Origin of the sequence: Tumidithrix helvetica PCC 7403 (genome assembly GCF_965232925.1) — a bacterium.
GTDB lineage: Bacteria > Cyanobacteriota > Cyanobacteriia > Pseudanabaenales > Pseudanabaenaceae > Tumidithrix > Tumidithrix helvetica.
The window spans coordinates 71,987-91,898 of record NZ_CBDDRA010000019.1; the positions used below are offsets into that span (position 1 = coordinate 71,987).

Annotated in this window: 22 protein-coding genes; 10 read left to right on the plus strand and 12 right to left on the minus strand. The window is 45.6% G+C overall.

Translation table 11 applies throughout. The annotated features are described in order from the left end of the window. Positions 1–130: 130 nt before the first annotated feature. From ACP2WE_RS17415 to ACP2WE_RS17440, 6 genes are all read right to left on the minus strand, one after another. Positions 131–541 carry a type II toxin-antitoxin system VapC family toxin gene (locus ACP2WE_RS17415; protein ID WP_425216818.1) on the minus strand — a complete coding sequence of 137 codons (411 nt, stop codon included), beginning with the start codon at positions 539–541 and terminating at the stop codon, positions 131–133. Continuing rightward, positions 538–750, minus strand: coding sequence for a hypothetical protein (locus ACP2WE_RS17420; protein ID WP_425216819.1), 213 nt, complete (start codon positions 748–750; stop codon positions 538–540). The genes ACP2WE_RS17415 and ACP2WE_RS17420 overlap by 4 nt, the downstream gene beginning before the upstream one ends. A gap of 14 nt (positions 751–764) precedes the next feature. After that, a complete protein-coding gene (locus tag ACP2WE_RS17425) occupies positions 765–1,031 on the minus strand; it encodes a hypothetical protein (RefSeq protein ID WP_425216820.1) in 267 nt (88 codons plus the stop codon). Positions 1,032–1,234: 203 nt separating this feature from the next. Beyond that, on the minus strand, positions 1,235–2,746 hold the full coding sequence (ilvA, locus tag ACP2WE_RS17430; RefSeq protein ID WP_425216821.1) for a threonine ammonia-lyase, biosynthetic: 1,512 nt from the start codon (positions 2,744–2,746) through the stop codon (positions 1,235–1,237). A 308-nt stretch (positions 2,747–3,054) separates the two neighbouring features. Continuing rightward, entirely contained in the window at positions 3,055–3,477 is a 423-nt protein-coding gene (locus ACP2WE_RS17435; RefSeq protein ID WP_425216822.1) for a hypothetical protein, read from the minus strand. Positions 3,478–3,662: 185 nt separating this feature from the next. After that, positions 3,663–5,285, minus strand: coding sequence for a B12-binding domain-containing radical SAM protein (locus tag ACP2WE_RS17440; RefSeq protein WP_425216823.1), 1,623 nt, complete (start codon positions 5,283–5,285; stop codon positions 3,663–3,665). Positions 5,286–6,010: 725 nt separating this feature from the next. Here ACP2WE_RS17440 and ACP2WE_RS17445 point away from each other — a divergent pair. The 7 genes from ACP2WE_RS17445 (at position 6,011) to ACP2WE_RS17475 (ending at position 11,885) form a co-directional block, all read left to right on the plus strand. Further along, positions 6,011–6,187, plus strand: a complete 177-nt coding sequence (locus ACP2WE_RS17445; protein WP_425216824.1) for a hypothetical protein — start codon at positions 6,011–6,013, stop codon at positions 6,185–6,187. A gap of 116 nt (positions 6,188–6,303) precedes the next feature. Further along, on the plus strand, positions 6,304–7,293 hold the full coding sequence (locus ACP2WE_RS17450) for a fatty acid desaturase family protein (protein ID WP_425216825.1): 990 nt from the start codon (positions 6,304–6,306) through the stop codon (positions 7,291–7,293). A 21-nt stretch (positions 7,294–7,314) separates the two neighbouring features. Next, positions 7,315–8,052 (plus strand): iron-containing redox enzyme family protein, encoded by a 738-nt coding sequence (locus tag ACP2WE_RS17455; RefSeq protein ID WP_425216826.1) that lies wholly within the window; start codon positions 7,315–7,317, stop codon positions 8,050–8,052. Next, on the plus strand, positions 8,042–9,130 hold the full coding sequence (locus ACP2WE_RS17460) for a DUF3419 family protein (RefSeq protein WP_425216827.1): 1,089 nt from the start codon (positions 8,042–8,044) through the stop codon (positions 9,128–9,130). Before ACP2WE_RS17455 ends, ACP2WE_RS17460 begins: the two co-directional genes overlap by 11 nt. Further along, positions 9,127–9,939, plus strand: coding sequence for a GNAT family N-acetyltransferase (locus ACP2WE_RS17465; RefSeq protein ID WP_425216828.1), 813 nt, complete (start codon positions 9,127–9,129; stop codon positions 9,937–9,939). Before ACP2WE_RS17460 ends, ACP2WE_RS17465 begins: the two co-directional genes overlap by 4 nt. A 33-nt stretch (positions 9,940–9,972) precedes the next feature. Then, positions 9,973–10,836: a M20/M25/M40 family metallo-hydrolase gene (locus tag ACP2WE_RS17470; protein WP_425216829.1), complete on the plus strand. Its 864-nt coding sequence runs from the start codon at positions 9,973–9,975 to the stop codon at positions 10,834–10,836. 293 nt (positions 10,837–11,129) lie between these two features. Then, the gene (locus ACP2WE_RS17475) at positions 11,130–11,885 is read left to right on the plus strand and encodes a sucrose-phosphate phosphatase (RefSeq protein WP_425216830.1); all 756 of its coding nucleotides are present in this window, start codon (positions 11,130–11,132) and stop codon (positions 11,883–11,885) included. Between the two features lie 78 nt (positions 11,886–11,963). Here the strand turns inward: ACP2WE_RS17475 and ACP2WE_RS17480 are convergent, their stop codons facing one another. Beyond that, positions 11,964–12,248: a DUF1816 domain-containing protein gene (locus ACP2WE_RS17480; protein ID WP_425216831.1), complete on the minus strand. Its 285-nt coding sequence runs from the start codon at positions 12,246–12,248 to the stop codon at positions 11,964–11,966. A gap of 230 nt (positions 12,249–12,478) precedes the next feature. Next, positions 12,479–13,162 (minus strand): LexA family protein, encoded by a 684-nt coding sequence (locus ACP2WE_RS17485; protein ID WP_425216832.1) that lies wholly within the window; start codon positions 13,160–13,162, stop codon positions 12,479–12,481. A gap of 201 nt (positions 13,163–13,363) precedes the next feature. On the opposite strand from ACP2WE_RS17485, the gene ACP2WE_RS17490 reads away from it, so the two are divergent. Both ACP2WE_RS17490 and ACP2WE_RS17495 read left to right on the plus strand, forming a co-directional pair. Next, positions 13,364–13,888 carry a DUF4214 domain-containing protein gene (locus ACP2WE_RS17490; RefSeq protein WP_425216833.1) on the plus strand — a complete coding sequence of 175 codons (525 nt, stop codon included), beginning with the start codon at positions 13,364–13,366 and terminating at the stop codon, positions 13,886–13,888. Between the two features lie 215 nt (positions 13,889–14,103). After that, complete coding sequence (locus tag ACP2WE_RS17495) at positions 14,104–14,802, plus strand: hypothetical protein (RefSeq protein ID WP_425216834.1); 699 nt, start codon at positions 14,104–14,106, stop codon at positions 14,800–14,802. 35 nt (positions 14,803–14,837) lie between these two features. On the opposite strand, the gene ACP2WE_RS17500 is transcribed toward ACP2WE_RS17495, so the two are convergent. The 3 genes from ACP2WE_RS17500 to ACP2WE_RS17510 all read right to left on the minus strand — a co-directional run bounded on the left by ACP2WE_RS17500 (position 14,838) and on the right by ACP2WE_RS17510 (position 18,653). Further along, entirely contained in the window at positions 14,838–15,290 is a 453-nt protein-coding gene (locus ACP2WE_RS17500; RefSeq protein ID WP_425216835.1) for a hypothetical protein, read from the minus strand. Positions 15,291–15,348: 58 nt separating this feature from the next. Next, entirely contained in the window at positions 15,349–17,862 is a 2,514-nt protein-coding gene (locus tag ACP2WE_RS17505) for an HAD-IC family P-type ATPase (RefSeq protein ID WP_425216836.1), read from the minus strand. Positions 17,863–18,155: 293 nt separating this feature from the next. After that, positions 18,156–18,653 (minus strand): hydrogenase maturation protease, encoded by a 498-nt coding sequence (locus ACP2WE_RS17510; protein WP_425216837.1) that lies wholly within the window; start codon positions 18,651–18,653, stop codon positions 18,156–18,158. 236 nt (positions 18,654–18,889) lie between these two features. On the opposite strand from ACP2WE_RS17510, the gene ACP2WE_RS17515 reads away from it, so the two are divergent. Next, positions 18,890–19,558: a phosphoribosyltransferase gene (locus ACP2WE_RS17515; protein WP_425216838.1), complete on the plus strand. Its 669-nt coding sequence runs from the start codon at positions 18,890–18,892 to the stop codon at positions 19,556–19,558. On the opposite strand, the gene ACP2WE_RS17520 is transcribed toward ACP2WE_RS17515, so the two are convergent. Continuing rightward, entirely contained in the window at positions 19,518–19,742 is a 225-nt protein-coding gene (locus tag ACP2WE_RS17520; protein ID WP_425216866.1) for a DUF4327 family protein, read from the minus strand. The genes ACP2WE_RS17515 and ACP2WE_RS17520 overlap by 41 nt on opposite strands. Positions 19,743–19,912: the final 170 nt, after the last annotated feature.

Here is a 19,912-nt window from a genome sequence, read left to right on the forward strand (position 1 = left end):
TCTTTTTACTCTTTATCTTTACTTCCTTCACTATTAGGCAATTAAATTTTTTTGAGATAAGTTGACGAGGCGATCTTGATGGAAAGAACTGTGTAAGCAAAGGCTATAAGAACATTTTTGAACTGGTAGATTATTCTGGGTTCCAAAACTCAATTTCGTTAAAAGCTACAAAGTCACGATAGTTAAACGTCCAGACAGCACATTTGTAGCGAATTGCAGTAGATATAACAGAAGCATCCTCAAGTGTTCCCTGCCAATCAGAGAGTCGCTCCAACATGGCTTGCAACTCTTCAAAATCCGATTGATTTACGGGAACTGTATGAATGCTCTCACGCATAATCTGTAAGGAACGACGAGCAACAAGTACACTTGTTTTCTGTAACAGCCACTTGTAAACCTCAAAGACAATTGGGATAGAAACGAGTAAAGTAACATTTTGATGCGCCAATTGAGAGAATCCTTGAACGCATTGACTATGATGGGTATCTTTACTGTAAAAAAGTCCAATAAATGCTCCTGCATCAACAACAAGACGATTCACTCTATTCGATCCTCTGCATGTTCAGAACTATCAAAAGAAGCATCAGAAACAATTCCAGCTAGCTCTAATAGCTTAGAGGAGTCTTTTCGAGGAAACTTATAGTCAAGCACTTCTTGAATCAGATCGACCAGTGATTCTTCAGGATGCTCAATTAAATAGGTTTCTAACCTTTCTGCTAATTTTGGGGGTAAGTCAATAATCATACTCATAATCTATTCACCTTTCATAAATATGCATCTAAATTTTCAGAAGCATCGCTAGGAATGCCACCCCATATTTTTTCTGGAACTTTACTGGAGTTTTCCATAACAATTTGCCAGAAAGGAGTAGCTGCTGAGTCAAAAGGAATTTCTTGTCTGTATTGATTTGGGATCAGACTTGCCGCTTCTTGGGAAATAATGCGCTGCACGATTTGGCTTGCGATCGCTTCCAAATCTGCAAATGTGAGAGCGCTAATAATTTCTTGTTTATCTAAGCTTGAAATTTCCATCTTTTTTTACCAAATTAATTCTATTTTAAGATCGTTATGATAGATTGCACAAGACTTTGACGATCTAAATCTCAATGGCAAGTAGGGGCAATTCATGAATTGCCCCTACAGGTGTACGCATTATCCAAAGCTGCGAAAGCCTAAAGCGATCGCTAGATTTCAAACGGAACTTACAGTAAAATTTCCAACCAAGAATATTTCCTTTATCCTAGAAATAATTTATAGGCTGGATTCTCGTTCTCATCCCAATAGTGATAGCCGAGGGTATCGAGAAATTCATGCCATGCTTCCATTTCATGGGGTGGCACTTGAATGCCAACCACAATACGCCCGTAGTCAGCTCCATTATTGCGATAGTGAAACAAGCTGATATTCCAGTTAGGACTCATAGAATCAACGAACTTCATCAAAGCTCCAGGACGTTCGGGGAACTCAAAGCGATAGAGTAGCTCATCATGGGCAAGAGGCGATCGCCCACCGACCATGTGGCGCAAATGTAATTTCGTGAGTTCGTCATCGGTAAGATCGACGGTTCTAAATCCATTGGCTTCAAAGGTTTCTAACATCTTGACCGCATCCGCCCGATTCTGAATTTGCACCCCTACAAAAATATGGGCTTCCTTCGCATCGGCAATGCGATAGCTAAATTCGGTGAGATTGCGTCTACCAATACTTTCGCAAAACTGCCGCAAACTTCCTGGTGACTCGGGAATTGCCACAGCAAAAATTGCTTCGCGATGTTCTCCTAACTCGGCTCTCTCAGCGACAAAACGGAGGCGATCGAAGTTCATGTTAGCACCACAGGCAACGGCAACAAGGGTTTGCCCCGTAATTTGTTCGCGTTCCACATAGGCTTTTGCCCCCGCGATCGCCAAAGCCCCCGCAGGTTCCAGGATGGAGCGCGTATCTTCAAAGACATCTTTAATTGCCGCGCAGATATCATCGGTTCCGACCAGAATGACTTCATCCACAAACTGCTGGCACAGACGGAAGGTTTCCACGCCGACCTCTCTCACTGCCACACCATCGGCGAATAAACCGACTTGAGGTAGGCGCACCCGATGTCCAATTTCTAGCGATCGCGACATCGCATCGGAATCGATCGGCTCAACCCCAATAATCTTAATTTCAGGACGTAATTGCTTGACATAGGCAGAAATTCCTGAAATCAACCCCCCTCCCCCGATCGCGACAAAAATCGCATGGATCGGCTTCTGGCATTGCCGCAAAATTTCCATGCCAATCGTGCCCTGCCCTGCAATCACATCGGGGTCATCAAAGGGATGAATAAAGGTCAAGCCTTTTTCTAACTCTAGCTTTCGAGCATAGGTATAGGCATCATCATAGGTGTCACCATGCAAGATCACCATGCCGCCGCGTGCTTTGACGGCATCGACCTTGACCTGCGGTGTGGTCATGGGCATGACAATAATCGCACGCGTTCCTAGCTGGCGCGCAGAGAGGGCAACACCTTGAGCGTGGTTTCCTGCCGATGCAGCAATCACCCCTTTTGCCAAGAGTTCGGGCGTTAACTGAGCCATCTTGTTATAAGCGCCACGCAACTTAAACGAAAACACCGACTGCATATCTTCGCGCTTGAGCAAGATTTTATTATTCAGACGGGCTGATAAGTTGGGAGCTACCTCTAGGGGTGTCTCTTGGGCAACATCATAGACACGGGCAGTCAAAATTCGCTTTAAATAGTCAGAGGGCATGGCAAATAAGAGAGAAAGTGCCGTAGGGGGACAATTATTTTACTCTACTCCCGTGTATGCCTCTATAAGTTGTAAGCGATCGCTTGACGGGGTCTACAGTTGAGAATGCTTTGGGAGAAATGAATAAAACCGTCCAGTACATCTATGCCGTTTACGATCGGCGGATTGTCAAGAGGAGCGAGACGATTGATGTAGTTGGAACGGTTTCTGACGTAGCAACGACAGAGCGATAGGTCTATGGGCAGGAAAGAAGCATGGGTAAGAACGGATAGCCAAGAGGCTATCCCACAGAAGTCGTCTGAAAATAGTTAATTGTCTTTTTGGCGCAGGTTTTCTAACTCTGCTCTGAGATCGGCAATTTGCTGCGTTAAATCTTTAAGATCGGTTTGAACATTCGCTGAAACTTTTGGTTCGGCGATCGGCTCGACCACATCTGTCGCCGTGGTATTCACGGTCACCGTAGAAGGAGCATCTGATTCAGTGGTTTTGGAACTACCATCTGTCTTGATTTGTCGGGCAATAAAACTGTCAACCAAACTGCGGGCTTCAGATTCGGTAACGACCCCCTTTTCGGCTAACTCTTGCGTCAAGCTGTCAAAGTCACGGCGCAAGGCACTGAAACTTTGTTCTTGTTTGCGTGGGTCTTGTAAAACCTCAAGAAGGCTGGCAGTTGCGCCTAATGTCACGTAAAAGCCCTTTTGCAATAGCTTACCTAAGTCAATAGAGTCCATAAGATCTCTGAAAAATGTCTACTTTTGTAATCAATTGTAACCGAATTGCCAAGAACTGGTAGGAAACCGAGGATGAATTATCGCCAGTGTATAGAGATCGCTGCGATCGCTGACTCATTGCTCGAGCGATCGCGACAAAGTTTCAAGTGTAGATTCTCCTGTGGATTCTAAAATTTCTAGAATGTTTAAGTTCTCAGAACCTTTTCTGGCTCCACTGCTACCTTTTGAAATACGGGCTCTTGGGGCTTGTTGGCGAGATACAGAGCTAGCTGTGCTTCGATTTGATCGCGCACGATTTGACGATATTCCAAAAAGTGTTCGCCTTGGGCGCAGACTGAGAGGTAGCTAGTGACAACATTTGGATAGCGTCTGAGCAAGTCAAATAGATGACTCCAAAATTGAAAACGGGTCTTGCGAACCACACCCTGACGCCATGCCAAGGTCAGCAATGCCCGAATTGCCACCCAATTCATACTAGGCGTACCTGCAGTTTTTTCAACCTTTCTGCGCTTCAACTTCTTATAATCGGATTCGCCAAGAATGAGGAAATGTCGGTAGGTGCGATTGAGGAATACCAAGGGATCGTAGAGCGTCCAAAATGCATGGACATATTCACGAGCAATGTCTTCCAAGGGGCGCGTGGGCGTGAAGTTCATCAAGGTAGCTTGATGCCCGTTGCTGTTATCAGAGATCATGCGTCCTTCTTTGATCAGGCGATGCCACAAACCAGTGTCTGGAAGAGCTTGTAGCATACTAAACAGGGCAGTCGGAACGGTGGTCTGTTCCACAAATTGTACGATGCGATCGCCTGCTCCTTTTTTCTCGCCATCAAAGCCAATGATAAAGCCAGCCATGACACGCAAACCTGCTCTGGCAATGTTAATCACAGATTCCGAGAGCGGATCGCGATTGTTTTGAAACTTTTTAGTGAGCGCAAGACTATCGGCATCGGGGGTTTCTACACCGAGAAAAACCGAACCAAAGTTACATTTCACCATCATGTCCATCATTTCAGGATCTTGGGCAAGATCCACTGAGGCTTCCGTGGCAAAAGAGAAGGGATAATTGCGTTCTTCCATCCAAGGCTGAAGTTCTTGCAACATCAGCTTGACGTTGCGCTTATTGCCAATAAAGTTGTCATCTACCATAAAGATACTGCGTCGCCAACCTAGATCGTAGAGACATTGCAGTTCTGCAAGAATTTGGGCAGGTGTTTTGGTGCGGGGTTTGCGTCCGTAGAGAATGATAATGTCGCAAAATTCACACTGGAAGGGACAACCGCGCGAAAACTGTACGGACATTTCGGCATAGGCATCTCGCTCCAGCAGGTCAAAACGAGGAATGGGTGTGGCGGTAACATCGGGGCGATCGCCATTCGAGCGAATAATCCCACAGCGATCGCCGCGTTCGATCGCTTCCACAAATAGGGGCAGGGTAATTTCGCCTTCATCCAAAATCAGAAAATCAGCACCTGCGGCTTCGGCTTCTTTGGGCAAGGCTGTGGGGTAAGGCCCACCAACGGCAACCAATTTGCCCCGTTGTTTTGCAGCTTGAATTTGGTCGACGAAATCTTTTTTTTGTACGATCATCGCAGACATGATGACCATATCCGCCCATTCCCATTCTGCTTCGGTGACATCGCGGATATTGCGATCGACCAGTTTAAAGCCCCAGTGCTGCGGCAAAATTGCAGCGACGGTGATAATGCCAAGGGGTGGGAGTTGGGCTTTAAAGCCAACCAGTTCTAAGGTTTTCTCAAATGACCAAAAGCTTTTCGGAAACAGGGGATAAATTAGAAGAATGTTCATAGTTTTCTACAAAAATGGTTGGCAATGGGAAAGCAGAAAAAGCGACCTTGCTACTAAAAGCGATCGCTCACGGGGTAATGGATATTTGGGAAATATGAATTTAGGGCGCAAAAGGTTGTGTAGATCTGGTGTGCATTTGACTCAGATCTAGGGTTAAGGCAGTCTGAATTTTAGGAAATGACTTTTAAATTGGCCTTTCAATTTGACCGTCACAGAGAAAGGCAGTGTCACCCTACCACCCCGTGCAGGTAGAGTCAAACAAAATCAGCGTATTTTGCCGAGGAATGAGAGATCAAAGAACGAGTGTACAGCATAGTTGCTCTTATCGTCCTATGAAAGTGTTGTTAAGTCTTTCTCTCTAAAGTACGATATCGCACGATTGGAAGAGGCGATCGCAGGTGGAATATTCTTTAAATCAAACAATTTATACATAAATCAAGCAATTCACACACCCAGCCAAAATATTCGTTTTTGATACCGATTGCTTCTCCCATGCCGCATATCCCTAACCGAACCCATCTTATTTCCTACAATCCTTAATTTTCGTAAACCTCTTGGACGGTCACAACGGCATAGTAATTACCAGCAACCAAAGTCTAGCTTTGACTTAGTTTCAGCAAGAATATAACTAAAACTGAGTGCAAAACTGAGCGCAAAGCTGAGTCTAGATGCAGAGAAAAATCCCTCAAACTTAAAAATATAGAAATCAAAGTTTGGAGGCGGTTATGCAGCAGTTTAAGGGAATGTCTTTCATCAAAGTTTTTGTACCCACATTGGTTATTGGTCTTTCGATCGCGTTTGTCGCACAGGCTCACAGAATCCCAAGCGATCCCGAGCAAACCATGTATCCCACCTATTCTATGTCCACGGCAGATTTTGCCCATCTTGTTAATGCTTTTTAAGCGGCGATCCTAAAAGCGAATCTTTAAGAAAATCAAATCTGGTATCTTTCCAAGCGTGAGAGATCAAGTTTCGCGATCGCCACGTATACAACCTATCTTTGAGAATCCTTAGACCCATGAAAACACAACAATTCTCAGAAAATGGAACTAGACTCGAGCAATCTGCTCCCTGCGAAGAGGTAGAAAAGCCCAAGCTCAATCCCGAACTGCTCAAACAAATCCATGCGCTCGATCGCCACCCACAGCGCTTACCCATCTTCATCGGTTTGTACGTCATAGCAGCATTTACAGCCTATGAGTTCGTGCAAGCGATCTCGGCACCTTGGTCGTATATCCTCTGTTTGCCCTTGTATCTCTTGGCGGCAGCTTCGTTACATGGCATTAGCCTCTTTACCCATGAGGGAGTGCATGGCGTTCTGAGCCATAATATTCAATGGAATCGATGGCTAAGTATTCTCTGCGCTTTGCCCGTCGGACAAAATTTCTCAGCTTATAAAGTCCTACACCTCAAACATCATAAGCACTTGGGCGTAGAGGGAGATCCCGACCATTACAAGAACTATACAAAATGGAACTGGCTCACCTTTTTGATGCATTGGGGAAGATTGATCGTTGGCTATCCTGTTTACATTATTGCAATTCCCATCCTCGGCTTTCGGCAGGGAAATCATTCCGAGCGGGTATGGATTGCGATCGAAGTTATCCTGCTCGGCTTATTCGCTACGGCTGTGCTGCGATCGCCCATACCAGCCGCTTTATTAATTCATGGGTGGCTGATTCCGATGCTGTGGATTAATACCATGGTCAATATTCGCGGCATGAGTCAGCACACGCTTCTCGAACATGAAGCCGATCTAATTCGCGGAACCCGTACGATCCTGACCATTCCTTTGGTGCGATTCTTTATGTGCAATGAGAATTATCATTTAGAACACCATCTTTATCCAGCCGTACCTTGGTATCACCTACCCCGCCTCCATCAAGAGTTAAAGTCAGATCTCCTACGTCAGGGTGCGCCTTACATTCCTTCTTATCTTTCCTTTGTGCGAGACTTCATCGCCGCTAGCTTTCAGCGTCAGCCCGTCGGTTCCGTTGTGGTTCATTGAGTAAAAAGAGAGGAAAGAAAAATGATGCAAATGTTGATCGAGAAGGCGATCGCTACCCCCAGAACTCAGCAATATCCTGAATTGGCTGTCGAAGCTCTGTTCCAGTTGCCATCTCTACAGGCGGCGGTATGGCGGGTAGCAGAGGTGTATAACTTTAATTCCCATCCCTATATGCTCTGGATGGAAGATCCCACGACCGATCGCGATGCATTTCGGCGCAGTCAACTGCCCTTTCGGTTTGCGGTGGAGTCATTCTCTCAGCCACTAGCGGCGGTATTGGCACGAACGGCAACTTTGGAGTCTCGCTTGCCATTGCTGGCAAATATCACCGAAGAGCACGGACATGGCGATCGCTGGAGATCGCATAAATATACCTTTCAGCAATACCTTCGCGCCTTGGGTGCAACGGATGGCGAACTGGAATCTCCCTGCACGATCCCCGTATTGGCGTTTAACCAATCGATTTTGACCTATTGCCTAATGCATTCAGGAGAATCGGGCGCAGCCATGCTCGGCATCATCGAACATCTCTATGTCGGTATCAGTGCTGCGATCGCCCGAACCCTAGACCAGCGAGGCTGGACGGCGGCGGGTAGTCAGTCCCACTATGCTGTACACGAAAAGCTAGATACCGAACATGCTAGAGACCTGTTGCTCCTAGCCGAAACGGGTTGGATGAGTCCCTATGCGCGGGGACAGGCGATCCAGGGCTTGATACTTGGTGCTCACTACTTCTGGAGTTTGTATCATGGTTTGTAATCCTAAAATCGTCTCAGAAATTGCCTTCTCACAGGTGCGCGAAGATCCTCGGATCGAACTGCGTGTCATCCAAGAATTGGCAAAACGCCAACAATCGCTAAGGGTTCTCTTAGTGGCTTCAGGGGGCTGCACCGCCCTCAGTTTACTCGCGAGTCCCGCGATCGCCAAAATCGAAGCTGTAGATCTGAATCCCGCCCAACTCCATCTGGTGGAACTGCGCCGACAAGCCCTATGCCATTTGTCTCTAGACGAACAATTGCAATTGATTTGTGCAGATTTATCGGCAAGCGATCGCGATCGGCTCAGGATCTATGCCAACTTACGCGCCTACTTACCTCCGATCGCACAAGCTTTTTGGGATGCCAGACAGGATCAAATTGCCTTTGGCGTAAATCGGCTCGGACGCTTTGAGCAGCTATTTCGCGAACTGGCAGAAAAATTCGCTTGGAATGGGATCGAGCCTTTAAAGGAACCCCTAGCAGCGATTCATCACCCACAATGGCGGGAGCTGTTTGAGCAAGTCTTCGAGCGGAGTAAACTCGTGCAGACGTTCGGTGAAGCAGCGGTCAACTACTCGATGGATCGCAGCTTTGGCGAGCATTTTGCCGATGTATTTGCCCAAGCCTTACAGCGTTTTATTCCCAAGGAGAATTATTTTTTAACGCAGGTCTGGGGCGATCGCTATACGACCAATCTTGCAGGAGAGGGCGTTCCGCTTTATCTCCAAGCCTCTGCCCAGAGGGATATTCGGGCATTTGGTACAGAGCGCTTACAACTGCATCAAGGTGCTTTTGCCGATCGCCTACAACAACTGGCAACCGTAGAAGGCTTCGATCTAATTCAATTTTCCAATATTTCAGACTGGATGCCTCTGGACGATCTCCATCAAATGCTGACAGATGCCGTTGCTTGTCTGAAGCCTGGGGGTGCGATAATTGGGCGGCGACTGAATGGCGATCTTAATTTAGCAGCGTTTATGGCAGAGCATATAGCCGTCGATCGCGCCCTAAGTCGGGAATTGCTTGAAAGCGATCGCTCGTTTTTCTATCGTGAAGTTGTGGTAGGGTTTCGGTCATGAAATTTCATCGGATTGAATCGGCTGAGCGTACTTTATTCCAAGCTGGAATTGAGGCGATCGAGCAGACAGCTTTCTATCCATTGGGGAACGACTCTTTTCAAATCGATCACGGCGATCGTTACTTTGCCTTTTTCGATCGCTTGGGTGAAGTCAATTACTTTGCTGCCTTGGATGGCGAACGAGTTGCAGCAGTGGGTGCAGGCATACTGCGGCAAGTACCTTACCGCCAAGGAGAATCATCGCATTTGGCTTGGTATCTCTGCGATTTAAAAGTGCATCCCGACTATCAGAGACAACATCTCTCGATGAGGCTTTTGCACCATGCGTTACAGTCCTGTCTGGGCAAATGCGATCGCGGCTATACGATTTCCATGAATGTAGGCGATGGCAAACCTAACCGATTAGCGCGTATTTATGAGAAGTTTAACCTCGTGCGGTTTCGATGTTCGTCGATTTTAGGCATTTACAGCGTGGATGATGTCACAATGCGATCGCTAGAGCCGACACTAATTCGATATCGCGGTCAGATTTCTTATCTGTCTCTACAGGGGATTAAGGATCTAAAACTGCAGAGTAATGGGAAAATGCTGCCATTGCTGCACGTACAGTGGGGAGAAAGCATTCGCTCTGACATTTCAACCATTTCAACTCCGCTAGCTGGATATACCCATATGTTTTGCGTACCTAATGGCGACGATCTAGCGATCGCGCTGCAATCAAAAGGCATTTTCCCCGATGCCACAGCCAGTTTGGTCAGTCATGGCATGGATAAGAGCGATTGGCGGTTTATTCTAACAAGCGATATTTGAAAAGGCTCCAAGAAATTGAGTATGGAAATCACCATGGAAAATCTTCAAGAACGTTTATTGGAGCATCTCCAGAAAATCGTAAGAGAACGCGATCCTTACTATGCCTCTGGTGGTCACTTATTTGTTAGAGAATACATCCGATCGCAGCTCTCGCAGTATGGCGAAGTTGAAGTTCATGAATTTGAGGTGCGTGGCAATATACATCAAAACCTGATTTTGCGGCTCGATTCTGCTCCAAGCTCAAGGCGATGGAAAGGTTCTAAAAGGGAATTGCCTATTCTCATTGGGGCTCATTATGATGCCGTTCCCGGTTGTGTGGGTGCAGATGATAATGCCACTGGCGTTGCCGTGCTGCTGGAGTTGGCGCGATCGCTTTCTGCAAATCCTGCCAACTATCCCATCGATCTGATTGCTTTTGATATGGAGGAATATGGCTTGCAGGGAAGCAGAGCCTACGTAGAGAAGTTGAAACAGCAGAATCAAAAGTTACGGCTGATGATTTCCCTAGAGATGCTGGGCTACTGCGATCGCATCCCTAACTCACAGCATTATCCGAAAGGATTGCAATATTTCTATCCGAATACTGGCGATTTTATTGGACTGATTGGGAATATACAGACGATTCCCGATTTAATCTATTTGTGCCACCACATGAAAACTTCTGTGCCTTGCGAGTGGTTGCCTGCGGGTTTGCGTGGACTGATTGTACCTGATACGCGTCGTAGCGATCACGCTCCGTTTTGGGATGCGGGTTACAAGGCAATCATGATTACAGATACGGCAGATATGCGAAATCCTCACTATCACAAGCGTAGCGATCGCTTAGAAACGCTCGATTTAGATTTTCTCACGGGTGTCTGCAAGGGAATAATTGCAGGGATTTCTCGTTTGCCCTAACGCTGAAGCTAGAAAGAATTGGCAAAAATATGCAGAAATTTTGACTTTTTTGAATGGTTCGATCGCTCAAATCATTCAATGCCTTTAGATAGACAAGGCAATGAGATCTCGGAAAGCGTGGCGAAATTTTTTGCGATGTCAAAGCAATCGTTTCCAACCAGCCCTTAAAGAATAGGCGCTGAACCGATATAGTTATGTTTAGCTGATGTTTTAGATAGTGAGTTTCCCTTGACTCCTTAAAGATCTCAAGTATCGATTTTTCGCTAAACTTGGCAAACATAGACTAGACCAACATGAGATTTTTACTTGTAACAGACCTAGACAACACGCTGATTGGGGATAACCAAGCAACGATCGCACTATATCAAAAGCTATTTCCCTATCGCAAAAGGTTTTATTTGATCTATGCAACGGGGCGATCGATTCATTCGGCTAAAGATCTGATTCGTAATTTTCGAGCAATGACAGGGGACTGGTTGTTAGAGCCAGATTATCTGGTGACGGGGGTGGGCAGTGAAATTTACGGTCAAGCGGGACTCGATCTCGAGTGGGCAGAGCGTCAAACGCAGAAATGGCATCGCACTGCGATCGCCAACTTGCTCCAGTCTTTTCCCGATCTGTCTTTGCAGCCCCCCAGCGAACAGAATCCTTGGAAACTGAGTTACTACGTCAAATCTAGCAATAATCGTGCGGTTATCGAGTCCATCCGCAATCTCTTGGCGAATGTAGGACTGTCTGCCCAAATTATTTTTAGCAGCGATCGCGATCTAGACATCTTGCCCTTCGGCAGCGGCAAAGGAAATGCTGCCAGCTATCTGCGATCGAAGTTAGATATTTCCGCAGAAGCAACCCTCGTATGTGGTGGCTCTGGCAACGACATCAACCTGTTCGAGCAGCAAACCTTGGGCGTGTTGGTTAGCAATTCTCAAAAAGAACTGCTCGATTGGCATCAATCTCACCGCCTCTCTCAACACTACTTAGCGCGATCGCCTTACGCATGGGGAATTGTTGAGGCTCTAGACCACTTTAAAATGCTTGCTTATATGTAGAGAAAGCACGCACAAACCCTATCTTTTATCCTAAAAAAGATACTGAGGCAGAATAAGCTGTTTAGCGACGAAATGTACTCAAACCAGTGAAACGCCAGGCGGGAACTCCGAATAGTCTAGTGGGTCGGTAACAGTTAATTCCGTTGGCTGACACCATTGCAGTCTTACAGCAATACCCTGAGCGCCTTCGTGAACGAGATCCTGCACAAATCCATCTTGCAGTGCTTCTGCTTCTTCAGCACTATCAAAAGCACCAAAGAAATATAGACAAGGAGGTTGAGCAGAAAAAATTTCGATCCACCAACCCAACTCAGTTTTCGGGTTGCTCGTTTTGGGATGGAAAGTGAGACTTGGAATAGACATAAACTCTCTCCGAATCTTAGTAGTGGGCTAAAAATTCATCTCGATCCCCTCTTCTGAAGCCAGAATTACCACTCCTTCAATCCACATTTACAGCATAAGCTAGGTATCATAGAAATATCATGTATTTTTGTTGTTAAAAAAATTGATCCTTTCGTATAAAACTTAAGGATGCTTAATATTAAGCCACTCTTCAATGCGTGACTTCTATATCCCAATCCAAGATGCAAGTTCTAGAGAGGATGAATTACATTCGTCACTACACCCCAAACAAAGAAATCCATCTCAGGCAAAATTTTCAGAGGTTGATAGTTGGTGTTGTGTGGCAATAGGAATAGTCGATTGGCATCAATACTAATACGCTTGACCGTGAGTTCTCCATCTACAACTGCAATCACAACTTTGCCATCTGCAGCTTCTAGGGAGCGATCGACAATCAACATATCCCCAGGGTGAATTCCAGCATCGATCATCGAATCACCCGTTACTCTCACAATAAATGTCGCAGTAGGATGCCGAACCAAATGGCGGTTGAGATCGAGTTTTCCCTCCACATAATCTTCGGTAAAAGCGGGAGAACCTGCCGATACTGGATTCATGTAAAGCGGTAGGCGATATCGGGTGGAGCAATCTGGACTGAAGACATCTTCCACAATCGTGCCAATTTCAGGACTAAGTTCAGGCGATCGCGTTTTTGCCTTGCGTCGCACATGCGATTGCATATCTACAGTTTTATCGCTATCTGTAGCCACATGGGTAGTTGCTTCATCTAACTCAGTTGGAGCTGAGACCATCTTGAGCAACTCAGGCAAAAGTTCCAGCTTACTAACAGGTAAGCGTACAGCTTTGGTTTGTTCGCCATATTTCCCACTTCCTTTAGGGCGACCGGAACCTTCTCGTTTACCACCACGTCCCATACAATGTAGCCAATGTTTGATAGATGTACACCAATCAAATTATCATATCAGGGTTTTGCTGAGTTGACTCATGCCTTCACAACCAGAGTGCAAAAAAATGAAGGTAAGAACTTCTCAACTAAATGATAAGTAGATGATGTCTTAAGCTTACAGGCTCATTATTTCACAGACAAATTCAAAAAGCATGATTAGGTCAAAAATATGAACCTTATAAAAATGGGTGGGATTGCAGCGATCGGAGTAGCTACAGCGTTAGCAGCAGCTACTCCTGCTTTTGCCGACAGAGATGATAGAAGAGTCTGCGTTCGCACGGACGCTGGTCAAATTGTCTGCGGGCAAAGAGTTGATTCTGACAGTAACTACAACAATGGTGGCTATAACAACGGTGGTTACAACAATGGCGGCTATAACAACGGTGGTTACAATAATGGCGGACAGCGAGTGGCTGAGCGTCAAATCAATCAAATCTATCGTGACGTTTTGGGACGAGATGCAGATCCATCGGGTTTGCAAAGCTGGCTAAGAGCAGTAAATGGCGGGACTTCCCTACTCGACATCCGCAAGCAGATTGCCCAAAGCCCTGAAGCCCTCGAACGCATCAATCAACTCTATGTTGAAATCCTGCGACGGCAGGTCGATCCTGTTGGTCGACGTTATTGGGTTAGCTTTTTAGAAAGAGGTGGAAACCTCGTGCAAATCAGACAACACCTTATAGCCCGTAGATAGATCGCTTCTCGGTGAGGGGAAAAGTCTAGGCGATCGCCGCTTGCCCATGCATTAAAAACGCACAACTAAATTTACTCTAGCCAAAATCGTTTGATTTATGTACAATAATCAAACGGTTATTTACTAGGGTATTTTTCGTGCATTTGGGTAACAATGGACGAAACCTTAATGAATGGCTAAGCAATCTATGAGACATCTATCACTAGGGCTTTACCATGCGTATTCAGCAAATTATCTCAGACCTCAAACAGCCTTTTCCTGTTGCCGATCATCAAGAATGTATTAGTGATTGCGGTACGAAATGGTTCTATATTCCTTGGCAAAAGATTCGCGATCGCCTCGATCGCATTTGTCCTGATTGGCAAGTCAGTTATTCTGACCCCATTGCAGTTTCAGACTATATCACCGTGCGATGTATGTTGACGGTAGCAGGCATTACACGCGAAGCTACAGGAAGTGATAAAGCCTATCAATTGGCAAATCAATCGGGGAATTTTTCATTCAATCGTAACCATTCCACAAGTCTAGATGCGTCCCGCCGTTTTGAGTACAACCCCGATCGCGCCATGGTCAATGCTTTCGTGAATGCTGCCGCTCAATTTGGCATTGGGGACTATTTGAATGACAGTCAATTTATGACGAGATATTTGCAAAGACAGCCAGAATTACCTAGCATGATCGAAAGCCATTCTATCTGCATTGCCCATCCCAAGCAGCTTAATTCCAAAGCAAATTCCCGCAAAAATCAGCCTGTAGATCGCCAAGATTTGCGACAACAGGCAAAAAAAGCAGAGATGATGGAAGTTACTCAAATCCTTCGCAAATTAAACAAAAAGCACAAATCGCCGTTGCGTATGGGCTTAAACTTCTTGCAATCAGCTACGCCAAAACTGCGTGCTGTAAATAAATCGTAAGATCTGAATTTCAGAGAGCGATCGCTAGGAGTTTTTTAATCTTCTTCCACTTTTTGAGAAAACTTACTGACTGTAAATGCCTTGTCGATTGCGGGATGGAGTAAAATTGCCAAGACGATCGCGCATCCGCCAGCAATTGCCCAATCGTTGGCGCGGTTAAAGGTTGGATCTGAAATTAGACCGATCGCTGCCGCCAAACAGGGGAGCATAAAGGAAGAAAACAAACAGATACTAATGGCTCTCGCCCAAGGGAGCAATCCCCACAAGCCTACGCCTAATACCAAGGGAATAAAGCCTATGCCCACAAGTGACATGCCCGAAATCAGCTTCAGATTGATCATAACTTCACCCGTATCAGGCATATTCTCTCCAGTAAGACTGGTTCGGAGAATATAGGAGCGAATTGCAATTAACCACAAGCTTAGACCTATCATCAGGACTGACAGAATGCTAATAATTAGAGGACGTTTGTTAGATTTAGCAGGCATAGATTGGATGAATGGATAAAATAAATATCAGTTGCTAAAAATCCATCGCGATTGGAATTTATGGTTGGGTGAGCGATCGCGACAGGTTTCGCATTAAATGACTCGATTGCAGCATTCGTAAAATATAGTGCGCCGATGTGGGCAAAAATAGTGCCATTGTCCAACCCAAGCGATCGGGGCGTTCAATTTGAAATAGATTGGGTAAGGCGAGCATCAACACAACCGATATCAGTACCATGCCGATTCCCAACAACGATATTGATTTGTATTTCAGCAGGGTTTTGGGTTTCCAGATCGAGATATTGGTGACATCCCAAAATACAAACAAAACAAAGAACATTCCAATCAATGTCGAAACTGCCTGTGCTGGACCTCGACCGATTTCAGCAAACATTGTAGAAGTCAAAATAGGAAAACCATCTACATTTTCGGCAAGACCCGAACCATAAAAATAGCTGAGCACATAGCCTAACGTCATCGCCAATGCGCCAATCAACCCAGCAAGGAAGCTATAACCTAGCACATCACCTAAAAAATCATTGATCCGTTTGGGCTTGATCGTACCTAAGGCAATCAGAATGGTAGGAACTCCCACAACCGCCATCGTAAGGATAGTCATTTGGCGGGGCTCAATCGGGAACGGAAGCTGCACGAACCCAACAAAAGAGATGGTCAAAATCACCATAATATTTTTGGTGAGGTAGAGTTTCGCCGAGGACAGAATCTTTTGTTTGATATCATCACCTGCAGCAAAAGCCTGTGGCAATGCCGAAAGATTGTTATCTAACAGGACGATGTCAGCCACATCTTTACTAATTTGAGCCCCATCATTCATCGCGATCGCGAGTTGAGCTTCTTTAAATGCAGGCACATCATTCACCCCATCTCCAACCATGGCGACATAGGCGCCACGCTTTACCATGGCATTAATTAAACGACGTTTTGTGTCGGGGGTAATACGACCAAACACACTACCCGTAAGCGCCGCACGCGAAAAAGCTTGAGCATCTAAAGCTTCTAATTGTTTCTGCGAGTAAGTCGTACCATCTGCGACCAAAATGCCAGCTTGACGCGCGATCGAGGTAACAGTTTCTACACTGTCACCCGAAATTACTTTAATCACAATGTCTTTTGCTTGTAAGGAAGCGATCGTGTCAATCACATCATGACGAAGCGCATCTTCTAGAATCACCAAACCTCGATCCTTAAGATTTACAGGTAGCGTAGGAGATGAAGACTTACCACTTCCATCACCCAGCATGCTTCCCATATCAGCTTTTTCGGTTGTGACAACTGCAATCACGCGCAATCCTTCGCTGCTGATTTGTCTGGCTCTCTCTTGTGCCTCAGGATCGCTAAGTAGCATTTCGGGCGAACCGACAAGAATTGTCGTTCCTAACTCTAAAGAAATCGCTCCCCATTTCCGACTAGAGCTAAATGCAACTTCGTCAGCTTTGCGCTCTTGCGATCGCGGGAATCCTACAAACCCCGCCATGGCTCTAGCACTACTGTTTTGGGTAGCCATTAATGTCGTGTAGAGCGCGATCAATTCCCTTAAACTTGATTCCTCTGTATCGCCTAGGGGAATAATCGACTGCACCACCAGTTTATTTTGAGTAAGCGTTCCAGTTTTATCGGTGCATAGAACGCGCACGCTATTCATCGAGTCCACCGCATTAATTTTTTGAATGAGCGTGCGGCGACGGCTAATTGCGACTGCCCCTAAAGCAAATGCCACACTAATCGATAGGACTAAACCTGCGGGGACAAAACTATTGATAATCACTGAATAGTACCGCAGAGTATCTACAATAGATAAACCGCTATTTAAACTGGAAGCCAGATGCAGAAAACTCGCGACAATCAATCCTAAGACTAGAACCTCAACAATTGTGTCAATCTTTTTTTGCAGAGGTGTAAATACCCGTTTGTAAACACGAGAAGACTGGGATAGCTTCACAGCATAGCTTTCATTACCAATCTTTTCAGCTTTAAAAACGCAACTACCTGCCAAACAAAACGAGCCAGAGAGAACTACATCGTCAATTTGCTTGGGAACAGGATCGGATTCACCTGTGAGGAGCGATTCATCCATTTCTACCATTTGAGAGAACACAACCCCACCATCCACGGGAGCGCGATCGCCAGGTTTAAGCTCGATCAAATCATCGCGAACCACTTCATTCAGGGGCACAATCAAAGAAACCCCATCTCGTCTGACCGTTACCTGTTGTACAGAGAGTAAAGCTAATTTATCGAGCATCAATTTTGCTTGGATCTCTTGCACGACACCCACGACAATGTTGCTAAATACGGTAAAGCCAGAAAATATGGCATCGGTTACCTGTCCGAGCGCCGCCAGCACCACCAGCACAACCCCAAAGGAAATGTTAAATAAGGTCAGAACGTTTTCTTTGAAAATGTCTTTATAGGTGCGACTCGATCGCAAAACTACAACATTAATATCCCCGCGTTTGACTCGATCTGATACTTCAGTTTCATTTAGCCCAGGGTAGGCTTTAAGTGGATCGGGATTGAAATCAACCTGCGAGATCGGGACTGTGTCAGACATACAAACTTAGTGAATGATTGCAAATTGTGATATATCCAAGCAGCTTTTAGGATTGCAAGACGAGATGTTTAAAAAACTAGCCGCAATGAGTATACCAACGTATATCAATCAATAATGTATGAGCGTCTTTTAAGTTTTGCTTGGATTGATTCTGCCTCTGACTGATTCGACACGATCGGGCGATGGGGATATGCGTGAGAATACTCAATGGTCGCGAGAAACTTCACCCATCTGTAGATTGAACTGATGAATTTTTGTCGCGTCTTGATTTTTGGTTTGGGCAAAATTAGTCTCTAGCGTGGATTGGATGGGACTAATTTCGTACATAGCGTTCTGAGGAAATCGACAGCTTGATCGATACTTTTTCGCGTCAATGCCGATACCTGTTCGCCAAACTCCCAGTCAACGCCTGGCAACAAAAGACTATAGGCAGCAGGAGCTTTACCATAAACTTGTCGAGCCAGACACAGCAACGATCGGGGATCGGACAAATGCCCGATTTCTAAGGCAGTATTGATGGGCTGACAACCCGTTGACGAAATTCTCTGCACTTGAATCGTCGGCTTGCGTTTAGTTTTAGGATGGATGTAAGCATCAATAAAGATCGCCAAATCTGCTTCAGCGAGCGGCTCGGCAAGTTCGGGTGCAAGTTGATGAACCGTTAGCGATCGCACGTAGGGCAACTGCCAGCTAGCAACGACCTCTGCTACCCGACAGCCCGCCCCGTCATCGCTCCTGAGAGCATTTCCATAGCCGATTACGAGAATCGATCCCTGATTTGAAGTAATCAATCTTTAACAATGAAATAGAGCATATTTATTCTCGCTTTGTTCGCAATAAGCGATCGCTTTCTTTCGAGAAAATTAAGAAATAAATGCAAGTTTGGCAACATAAATTCACAAAGCGATCGTAATGCTGTCAAGTTTGTGCAGTATCCCCACTGGTTGCTCCTACATCAAAGAAAATGATAAAATTTTTATTAGGATTGCGAAGGAATGGTAGAGCTTCTTAGGAGGGCTATTTTCCCATGGAACTAAGTAGACTATTCCAAGACCGACAAACTGCAGGGGCGCAGTTGGCAGAACTGATTGCAAGGGAACAGCCTATTAATCCCATTGTTTATGGCATTCCTAGAGGTGGGCTCTTAGTAGCAGCACCAGTGGCGCAGCGTCTTGCCTGTCCCCTAGATGTTGCGATCGCCAAAAAAATTACGCTACCTCATAACTCAGAACTTGCCTTGGGAGCAATCACGCCCAATCGACATATACTGCGGCAAGATCGACCAGAAGTATCCAATTGCCAAGAATGGACAGATGCCGTCCAAAGAGCCCATCAAAAAGCTTGCGATCTGCTCCAAGCTTTTCTGCCGATCCGACCCCAGCTTGCAATTAACGGTGCCACAGCAATTCTTGTTGATGATGGAATTGCCACAGGTGCGACGATCGCGGCGATCGCTTCTGAGATGCGTACGCTACCCTACCAAGCCATCTGGATTGCGGCTCCTGTGGCTCCTATGGGTATGTCAACGCTACTTTTATCCAAAGCCAAGAAAATAGTTCTACTTGCCGAACCTACCATGTTTGGAAGTGTAAGTAGTTTTTACAATCATTTTCCTGAAGTAACCACCTCTGAAGCTTTAGCTTGCATGCAAGCCGTTAATCTTCTCTCCACTCTTCACAACCCAGCAAATCAATAATTCGATCGCGTAGCAAAAAATCATTGCGCTCCAACTCGCACTCGACACATGTCCAGTCGCGATTGGCATAGAAATTACAGAGATTGTAAATCGGTTGCAAGCGATCGAGATAGCCTTCTTTTACAAGGTGACAAACATCGCATTTAATTGCATCAATGGAGTAGTAATGAAGATCTGATTTCATCGCTGTGGTAGCCACGATCGATCATCCTCCTTTTGAAATTATTTTTTTAAAATGATGAGATAATTTCTCCAATTCCATTATCGTAGGTATTGGTGGCTTCCATGAAGTTATTTATCTTATAGGAACTTTATGGATCTTGACGATGGGAACTTTTATCCCTATCAAACCAT